This is a genomic window from Herpetosiphon geysericola (genome assembly GCF_001306135.1).
Classification (GTDB): domain Bacteria; phylum Chloroflexota; class Chloroflexia; order Chloroflexales; family Herpetosiphonaceae; genus Herpetosiphon; species Herpetosiphon geysericola.
In genome coordinates this window covers 96,127-102,740 of the sequence record NZ_LGKP01000010.1, presented here as the reverse complement: position 1 = coordinate 102,740, position 6,614 = coordinate 96,127, and the positions used below count along the sequence as shown (strand labels likewise).

The following is a 6,614-nucleotide window of genomic DNA, read 5'->3' as shown; positions in this document are numbered from 1 at the left end:
CTGCAATGTCCTCAACGGTGTAAAACGTCTCAGTCATAGCGACCCCCTAAGCAATTGATCAAATAATAGCCTATTCGTATTGTTTCGTCAATAATACACCTATATCTAAGATATTACAATATATAATTCATATTGACTTATTTATTGACTTATTTGATTCATATGATAAAATGTTTACATATGGTCAAGTAGTTTAGAGGTGTTTATATGACAGACCCAACCCCACCACCCAACCCCAAGGTAGCGCTTTATCAAAAGATGTTCGCCGTAATGAGCGATGTTCCATTTTTGCCAAAAAACGGATTCAATGAAAAGCAGCGCTATGCGTATGCTACCGATACTGATATCACGATCACCATGCGGAATCTCTTACTCAAGCATGGCTTGATCTTTTTGCCTCCCCAGGTGGAGCAATGCCACCATGAGCTAAGCCCAAGCGGAAAACAAATGCTCGTCACGGCTCATGTAACTATTGGGATCGTGGATGTTGATACCGGGGAAGGCTACTCCAGCACCATTGTTGGCCAAGGCGCTGATATGGGCGACAAGGGGATCTATAAAGCGATCACCGGAGCTATCAAATATTGGCTCCTAAAAACGTTCATGATCCCCACGGGCGATGATCCCGAGGCTGATCAGGCTCCCGCTCCAGCCCAACGCCAGCAACAGACGAAGCAGCCAGCCCAGCCCAACCAAAACCGCAGCGCTCCGGCTCCGACGACAAAGCAGCCAACCCAACGCCAGCAGCAGCCGACTAATCGGCAGCCAAACAAGCAAAGCCGCGAGCGTGGCGCATATTACGCGCCAGAGCCAAGCCAGTACGAATACGAACGCCAATATCGGGGTTAATCGCCAAACTGGAGGAACCAACCCATGAACTTACGTGACCGCGCACTAGCCGCATATACCGCCTATCTGGATGATTCACATGCTACCGAGTTTGATCGCATCCAAGAAACCCAAACGAGCCTTGAGACTGCGATCGCCAGTCTTAGCTCTTCATTTTTGAATGAATGTTCGATCCAGCGCATGGCCAACATGGCGATCATTGAACCTGCACCGTTCAATGGCGCGATCTCCATTGCCTTATTACCAAGCACCCATCTCACAGGGTTGCAGTCGGTAGGGGTTATCGCCCCGTATATGGTCAACGGCGAAAAAACCAATGCCAATCCCAGTGACATCTCATTGACCATGCTGGAGAACTATCTATTAATCCAGATTGGTTGGTGGATTATGTACGACGAACAAAAAAAGTGATAAGCGCGAGGCTCTACCACCTCGCGCGGATCTCTGGTCGATTTGGCCCCGATAACGCTATTTAGTTCGTTTGTATGGAGGATTCTATGAGTAAAGGAAAAAGCCGCAAGCCTAAGCATGAAGTCATGCCAGCCAGTGGTGGCCGTCGGGAGCAACTCGCAAATGGATATGAAATTAATTTGCTCCGCCACCACTACCCAAGCCTTGGCTTGTTTCAATACTATGTGCGCGTCTCCAGTCCGTTTGCTCTCATTGTGGAGCAAAGCCGCGTGGTGGAATCGACGAGCGATGCCGATCAGATCTTCGATTCCATGGTTGAAAAATACCGCAACGAACGTGATCCGCGTCTTTGCCACGAGCTGGAGCCAGCCCAATCCACACCGGAGCCAGAGCAATTCGTGATCGATGATCCCAAAACCGCCTTGCTCCAGACCATCCGGATTATCCAGCGCCAATGGATCAACGCCATGAAGCAAGAGCGCCTTGATCGCGCGGAAATGCTGGCCAAAAAAGAGATGGCCGCACGCGACCAGCTGGCCAAGTTGCTGGCCAAACCCGTAGCCGCCTAAAGAGTCCTTTTTGATATAGGAGTGTAGACCAATGGCAGCACCGATCATCGATACCCAACCGCACCCAATTACCGAGAGCACCGTCAAGGATGCACTTCGGCGTTGGGTTGACCTAGGCCATCGCCTAGAGATGTGCTATCACCCAGCCACCATGGTGCAGCTCAACCGCATGGTTGATGTTGCCTACCGGATTTGGCTCAAGCGGAGCGAATTGTTTAATCAGTGGCGATCGTGGCTTTTGAATCCGGCCATTATGCGCATGATTCAGCGCACCGGATTATCGACGACCGCGATCCCCGCAGCGCTAGCCGTCTACCGCGCCGAACGCCTCCGCGCATCAACCGACGGCGACGAGATCATGCTGTGGCAGCTGGAGACAACGATCGCCAAACTGGAGCGGCTCGCGGGAGTTGAAGCGAAAGCCAAACGGCACAAAAAAGCGGCCACTGTTACGACCAGTGACCGCCGGATCTAAGCACCTGATGAAAGCACAGATCGAAAGGAGTATAGCCGATGCAGCCGAGAATCTCAACCAGAACGAAGAAAAAAGCACCTATCGCTCCCGCTATGCCTCCCGGCGTTTTATTGGCCGACGTGCTCCAGTTGGCCCAAACATTCAAGGATGAAGAGGGGATGGAAGATAACGCCGCCTATGATGCCGCGCTCCAGTTTTTGACCGACTGGAGCGAACCACAGGCCGCGAACATCCCCGATGCGCAGCCGCTGGAGCTTGGTCAAAACATGGTAGGGGTCACGCTCCGGCGTGGCTCCAGCATGGTGGTGATCAGTGTGGCCGAGCTGGCCAGCGTGATCAATCAACTTGCATCGATGCTGGAGCAACGGCGATGATGATCCCACCACCCCCACCCAACCCGATCGCGGCCACGCTTGCCGCGATCGCCGCCCTTGATCCCGAGGCAGCGGAATTTATCCGACAGGCGATCAACGCGAACGCCCGGCTATACCGAACTGGCCAGCGTGGTTTATTGACCAATCGAGCGATCTTGTTTTCGCATATCGATCGCCTGATCCCCAAGCTGGCCGGGCATTTGCGCACCGCAGAAGCGTTGGCCAATCGACGATACCAAAGTTATCACAATAAGCGGCGCGAGCTGGAGATGCTCCAGCAACGCCTCCGCGTAAACCAAGCGAAATTTGGCCCAACCCATGAGAAAACCCGCGCCGTGCTGAAACAACTGGATGCAACGATCCAGCAGCTCGCAGCGGCCTAGAATTGAGCTGCTTATGATAACCCTGACTCTACACATTACCCCACGATGGCAACGCCTCTACCGAAGCAATCCCCGCGATTGGCAACGTGAGGATCTCGAATGTTGCACGAATCCCGAGCTAGAGGGATTGTGCAAACTCTTAGGCATTGCCCATACCGGAACCAAAGCCCAACGGATCACGCGCATGCTTAATTCTCTCGCGGTTCGGGTCGAATTGGCCAGTTGGCCCAATGTTGATTCTCAGGATTGGCAACTTAACAACACCATCGTGGCCGAGCTTCAAAAACGATACAAGCGTGCGCGACTCGTCGAACTGGCCAAACAGTCCGGATCAATTCATTGGCTCAATAAGCATGGGATTATCACGGGCTTGCTGGCATGGCGTGAGGGATGCCGCCAACGTGGCCAAGAATTTGACCAAGCGTACCGAGCTGCAATTAAGTTGCTCCCCATAAAGGCGAAGCAATTAGTAATGGATATATAAGCATGATCACAGTTACCGATTTATTTTGTGGAGCTGGAGGCTCCAGCACCGGAGCTGCTAACGCTGGAGCCGAAATCCGGATGGCGCTCAATCATTGGCCGCTCGCTATTCAAACTCACAACACCAACCACCCAAACGCCGATCACGACTGCACTGATGTGCAAGCGTGCAATCCGCGCCGATACCCATCAACGACAATCCTGATTGCTAGCCCGGAATGCACCGAGCATACGCTGGCCAAAGGGGTCAAGCGCCCAACCCGCCAGATCTCACTACTGGAGAATGGCAAGCCCGACCCCGCCGCCGAACGATCACGCGCAACCATGTGGGATGTGGTGCGCTTTACTGAAGAGCATCGATACCAAGCGGTGATCGTCGAAAATGTCGTTGATGCGCGATCGTGGATTTTGTATGATGCTTGGCTTAAGGCTATGCACGATCTTGGCTATGCCCATCGTGAGGTCTATCTCAATTCCATGTTCGTTTGGCCAACCCCCCAAAGCCGTGATCGCATGTATGTGGTGTTTTGGCGTAAGGGCAACCATGCACCCAAGCTGGACTATTACCCATTGGCCCACTGTGAAAAATGTGCTACCAACGTGCGATCGGTCCAGGCATGGAAGAATCCCACTAAAAAAACTGGCAAGTATAAGGCGCAATATCGCTACTTATGCCCAACGTGCGCGAGCGCCGTCACCCCCTACTACTTCGCGGCAGCCAACGCGATCGATTGGGGTTTGCCCATCCAGCGCATCGGAGATCGCAAAATCCCATTAGCAGAAAAAACCTTAGCCCGAATCCGGTATGGACTCAAAAAGTATGCAGGCTACCAATCCTCAGCTCCCGCCGCCCTCTATGTAGCCAACTATAGCCCGGGCTACTGCAAACCCGTGGATCAAGCGCTTGGCACGATCACGGCAGCGGATCACCATGGCTTGCTTATCCCCAAAGGCTATACCCACGAAGTACACGATCGCCGCAGCTCCAGCACTATGGAGCCACTGCCAACCCAAACCACCCGACAGGAATTAGGATTGTGCATCCCTCCATTCATAACGGAATTGCGCAATAACTCAACGGTTCGTGGTATCGACGAGCCGCTAGCGACGGTATGCGCTGGAGGCCAACACCACGGGCTACTAGCACCATTTATTAGTAGCTATTACAGCAACGATACAGGCCGCGCTATCGACGAGCCATTAGGAACGATCACCACAAAGGATCGGCATGCTGTGGTAGCGCCACCCTTCACAGTTTCCTACTATGGAGGCCGCCACGCCACAAAGGAATTAGCGGAACCATTGCCGACCGTTCCCGGCATGGCCCTTCATTACATAGCCCAGCCTGAATCCATCAACATAGAAGATTGTGGATACCGCATCCTCCAGCCCAACGAAGTGGGAGCCGCCATGGCATTCCCCAGCGACTATGTGGTTTTGGGGAACTCCCGCGAACGGATTAAGCAATTTGGGAATGCAGTAACACCACCAGTTATGCAATGGCTGGTTGGTCAGGTGATTCAAAGTCTAGCCTAGGAGCAATCAATCCATGATGATCGATGAACGCCACCCAATCCTCCGCGCAACGCCATGTAGTTGCAACGAAAGCCGCCGGGCTATGGTCTATAAAATCGTGTGGCCAAACCTGCATATGCTGAAATGCCAAGAATGCAAGCGCTTTGTTATCCGGCGCACCGTCGAAGCGATGATCGAACGGTGGAATGATCGACAGTGGAAACTCAGAAACCATAAATAGATCACAAACAGACGAGGAAAGTTAATTTATGGCGCGAAATATGAGCTTTAGCATCACAACCGATCAGATAGTCAACCAGACCAAAACCGTTACCCGGCGGATTGGATGGCTCATGCTCAAACCCGGCGATCAGGTGATCGCGGTCAAAAAGGCCATGGGACTCAAAAAAGGCGAAAAAGTGGAGCGATTGGCCAAGCTCCGGATCGTGGATGTTCGGCTGGAGTCGCTGCATCAAATCGATCAAGATGATTGTGTGGCCGAAGGGTTCCCCGATATGACACCCGATCAATTTGTCGAGATGTTTTGCAAGCACAACAAATGCACACCATTTCGGATCGTCAATCGCATCCAGTTTGAATATGTGGAGGTATATCAATGATCGACTTAGCACCTATCTATACCGCGCTGGCCATGCCCAACGTGGCCATGCTTGTGAGTCACCATGGAACTGTCACCATGGTGCAGATCACGCACGAATCCGCTGATAGCGTGACCATTGATCGGTATGAGTTGGGAACATCTACCGAATTGCAAAAAGTGGTGGATTACGCCGCATCGTTGGGTTATGTTGATAGCTCAACCCAAACAGCTATTGAACGCTACATAGCCACGATCGCCGAACAATCCCGCGAGTTGGCCCAGCTCCGGCTCCAAGTGGATGGCCTCCGGCGCGCGCTTGATGCAGCCGAGCAATCCCGCGTGGAAGTTGATCGGGTAACAATTCGCCACGAATCGATCACCACCGTGGCCTATATGCAAGCGCCCGACCAACCCATAACCGATAGCACCGATGCACACGCACCCGACGAGCTGCGCAACCAACATGGATCGGCCAGCCGCGATCGGTTTTTCTACTGCATTTGTGGCAAGCGCTTTAATGGACGTGGTGGATTAAACATCCACGTTGGGCAGATGAACCGCCATGCCCAACGTGCCGAGGATCAGCGCCGTCTAGCCGAGCTAGGGGAGCCAGAGATGATCGCCGAACTGCATCTAGCTCCAGCGCCGGAGCTAATCGTTATCGACGAGCGGCCACAACACTGGCCAGAACGCACGATGAAATTGATCGGCGATGATTCCGAACCGATGCCACCTATTCCGACGATCCCGCAACTCCCGACGGAGATTCGACGGAGCCGGATCAACCCACCGCCCCATCTTCGCAAAGATGATGCAGCCTAGATTGACATTTGGGTTAATTTTGCTAGACTAAGGCCAAACCTTCTCCTCTCTCTTCTCTCCCACAAGCGGCTCCATTATGCGAGCCGTTTGTGGTTTTAGCACTCCTAAATATGTTAGTAACCACTGTGGATA

At 52.9% G+C, this 6,614-nt stretch carries 10 protein-coding genes; all 10 read left to right on the top strand.

The features are described 5' to 3' along the window. The first annotated feature begins 207 nt into the window (after positions 1–207). Positions 208–849, top strand: coding sequence for an ERF family protein (locus SE18_RS05275; RefSeq protein WP_054533381.1), 642 nt, complete (start codon positions 208–210; stop codon positions 847–849). 24 nt (positions 850–873) lie between these two features. Continuing rightward, the gene (locus SE18_RS05270; RefSeq protein WP_054533380.1) at positions 874–1,260 is read left to right on the top strand and encodes a hypothetical protein; all 387 of its coding nucleotides are present in this window, start codon (positions 874–876) and stop codon (positions 1,258–1,260) included. Positions 1,261–1,346: 86 nt separating this feature from the next. After that, positions 1,347–1,829, top strand: a complete 483-nt coding sequence (locus tag SE18_RS05265) for a hypothetical protein (RefSeq protein WP_054533379.1) — start codon at positions 1,347–1,349, stop codon at positions 1,827–1,829. Positions 1,830–1,860: 31 nt separating this feature from the next. Next, positions 1,861–2,304, top strand: a complete 444-nt coding sequence (locus SE18_RS05260) for a hypothetical protein (RefSeq protein WP_054533378.1) — start codon at positions 1,861–1,863, stop codon at positions 2,302–2,304. Between the two features lie 38 nt (positions 2,305–2,342). Then, positions 2,343–2,678, top strand: a complete 336-nt coding sequence (locus SE18_RS05255) for a hypothetical protein (protein WP_054533377.1) — start codon at positions 2,343–2,345, stop codon at positions 2,676–2,678. Beyond that, complete coding sequence (locus SE18_RS05250) at positions 2,675–3,061, top strand: hypothetical protein (RefSeq protein WP_054533376.1); 387 nt, start codon at positions 2,675–2,677, stop codon at positions 3,059–3,061. Before SE18_RS05255 ends, SE18_RS05250 begins: the two co-directional genes overlap by 4 nt. A gap of 13 nt (positions 3,062–3,074) precedes the next feature. Further along, on the top strand, positions 3,075–3,545 hold the full coding sequence (locus tag SE18_RS05245) for a hypothetical protein (protein WP_054533375.1): 471 nt from the start codon (positions 3,075–3,077) through the stop codon (positions 3,543–3,545). 2 nt (positions 3,546–3,547) lie between these two features. Then, positions 3,548–5,080, top strand: a complete 1,533-nt coding sequence (locus SE18_RS05240; protein WP_054533374.1) for a DNA cytosine methyltransferase — start codon at positions 3,548–3,550, stop codon at positions 5,078–5,080. 248 nt (positions 5,081–5,328) lie between these two features. Continuing rightward, entirely contained in the window at positions 5,329–5,679 is a 351-nt protein-coding gene (locus SE18_RS05230; RefSeq protein ID WP_201783473.1) for an ASCH domain-containing protein, read from the top strand. Beyond that, positions 5,676–6,482 carry a hypothetical protein gene (locus tag SE18_RS05225; RefSeq protein ID WP_054533372.1) on the top strand — a complete coding sequence of 269 codons (807 nt, stop codon included), beginning with the start codon at positions 5,676–5,678 and terminating at the stop codon, positions 6,480–6,482. Before SE18_RS05230 ends, SE18_RS05225 begins: the two co-directional genes overlap by 4 nt. Positions 6,483–6,614 lie beyond the last annotated feature (132 nt).

Excerpts from the sequence above, each read along its gene's own strand:
- SE18_RS05270 (WP_054533380.1), top strand. The coding sequence starts at position 874 with ATGAACTTACGTGACCGCGCACTAGCCGCATATACCGCCTATCTGGAT.
- SE18_RS05250 (WP_054533376.1), top strand. The coding sequence starts at position 2,675 with ATGATGATCCCACCACCCCCACCCAACCCGATCGCGGCCACGCTTGCC.
- SE18_RS05275 (WP_054533381.1), top strand. The coding sequence starts at position 208 with ATGACAGACCCAACCCCACCACCCAACCCCAAGGTAGCGCTTTATCAA.
- SE18_RS05240 (WP_054533374.1), top strand. The coding sequence starts at position 3,548 with ATGATCACAGTTACCGATTTATTTTGTGGAGCTGGAGGCTCCAGCACC.
- SE18_RS05260 (WP_054533378.1), top strand. The coding sequence starts at position 1,861 with ATGGCAGCACCGATCATCGATACCCAACCGCACCCAATTACCGAGAGC.
- SE18_RS05245 (WP_054533375.1), top strand. The coding sequence starts at position 3,075 with ATGATAACCCTGACTCTACACATTACCCCACGATGGCAACGCCTCTAC.
- SE18_RS05265 (WP_054533379.1), top strand. The coding sequence starts at position 1,347 with ATGAGTAAAGGAAAAAGCCGCAAGCCTAAGCATGAAGTCATGCCAGCC.
- SE18_RS05255 (WP_054533377.1), top strand. The coding sequence starts at position 2,343 with ATGCAGCCGAGAATCTCAACCAGAACGAAGAAAAAAGCACCTATCGCT.
- SE18_RS05225 (WP_054533372.1), top strand. The coding sequence starts at position 5,676 with ATGATCGACTTAGCACCTATCTATACCGCGCTGGCCATGCCCAACGTG.
- SE18_RS05230 (WP_201783473.1), top strand. The coding sequence starts at position 5,329 with ATGGCGCGAAATATGAGCTTTAGCATCACAACCGATCAGATAGTCAAC.